The 1,161-nt window shown below is 42.2% G+C and carries 5 tRNA genes and 1 rRNA gene; all 6 read left to right on the top strand.

What is annotated here, in order from left to right:
• The 6 genes from rrf to OWN49_RS19280 all read left to right on the top strand — a co-directional run bounded on the left by rrf (position 1) and on the right by OWN49_RS19280 (position 884).
• Positions 1-116 (top strand): 5S ribosomal RNA (gene rrf, locus OWN49_RS19305).
• 45 nt (positions 117-161) lie between these two features.
• Positions 162-236 (top strand) — tRNA-Asn (locus OWN49_RS19300).
• 2 nt (positions 237-238) lie between these two features.
• Positions 239-311, top strand: a tRNA-Thr gene (locus OWN49_RS19295).
• A 296-nt stretch (positions 312-607) separates the two neighbouring features.
• Positions 608-682, top strand: a tRNA-Gly gene (locus tag OWN49_RS19290).
• 32 nt (positions 683-714) lie between these two features.
• Positions 715-791 (top strand) — tRNA-Arg (locus OWN49_RS19285).
• A 16-nt stretch (positions 792-807) separates the two neighbouring features.
• Positions 808-884: transfer RNA gene (locus tag OWN49_RS19280), tRNA-Pro, on the top strand.
• Positions 885-1,161 lie beyond the last annotated feature (277 nt).

Below are 1,161 nucleotides of genomic sequence, written 5' to 3'. Positions count from 1 at the left end.
TTTGGTGGCGATAGCGAAGAGGTCACACCCGTTCCCATGCCGAACACGGAAGTTAAGCTCTTCAGCGCCGATGGTAGTCGGGGGTTTCCCCCTGTGAGAGTAGGACGCCGCCAAGCTTTTTATTTTATCTACCATGTTTTTGTTTATGAAGCTTATAATATTCCGCAGTAGCTCAGTGGTAGAGCTATCGGCTGTTAACCGATCGGTCGTAGGTTCGAGTCCTACCTGCGGAGCCATTGCTTCCATAGCTCAGCAGGTAGAGCACTTCCATGGTAAGGAAGAGGTCAGCGGTTCGAGCCCGCTTGGAAGCTTATCTAAATACGTTGATCTGAAGCAGTTTCCGCACGTTATGGAACTGTTATTTTTTGTTTAGTTCAGTAAAAATCCGTTGCTGATTGTACCAGTTAAGGTATAGGTATTTAGCGCGTCTTCCGATGAAGCCTTTCTTCAAGGATGCAAAAGAGATTAACATAATTAATTGTTAAACGGTATTGACTTTTATCAAAACCTTGATATAATTACTTTTGTCATAATGAACAGTATAAAATAACAATACGGTTTACCGCCATCTGAGGCTGTATTCTGGCCATGCATTACATTTTTACTTGCGGAAGTAGTTCAGTGGTAGAACACCACCTTGCCAAGGTGGGGGTCGCGGGTTCGAATCCCGTCTTCCGCTCCATTTTATCCCAACGGGATATTGTGAAATTAATTGCGCCCGTAGCTCAATTGGATAGAGCGTTTGACTACGGATCAAAAGGTTAGGGGTTCGACTCCTCTCGGGCGCGCCATAATATTTTAAAAAATCGGGAAGTAGCTCAGCTTGGTAGAGCACATGGTTTGGGACCATGGGGTCGCAGGTTCGAATCCTGTCTTCCCGACCATTCTCAAGCTTTAAAGATAATATACTGGTTTTCTTTTTTTCTCTTTTTTAAAAAAATGCTTGATTTATAGAGAAGCACCGTGGTATATTATTAAACGTCGCTGATGGACAGCAGACAACAACAAAAAGCTTCGGAAACAACTTAAAAAAAGTTGTTGACATAAAAGAAGCTGAGTGGTAAGATAATAAAGCTGCTTCAACAAGCGGTAATGATCTTTGAAAACTAAACAAGACAAAACGTACCTGTTAATTCAAAGTTTTAAATAAATCGCACAGCG

It is taken from the genome of Bacillus sp. NEAU-242-2, assembly GCF_027853835.1.
Taxonomy (GTDB): domain Bacteria; phylum Bacillota; class Bacilli; order Bacillales; family Bacillaceae; genus Bacillus; species Bacillus velezensis.
Note: the sequence above shows the minus strand (reverse complement) of the source record. Positions and strands in the feature narration are given on the sequence as shown.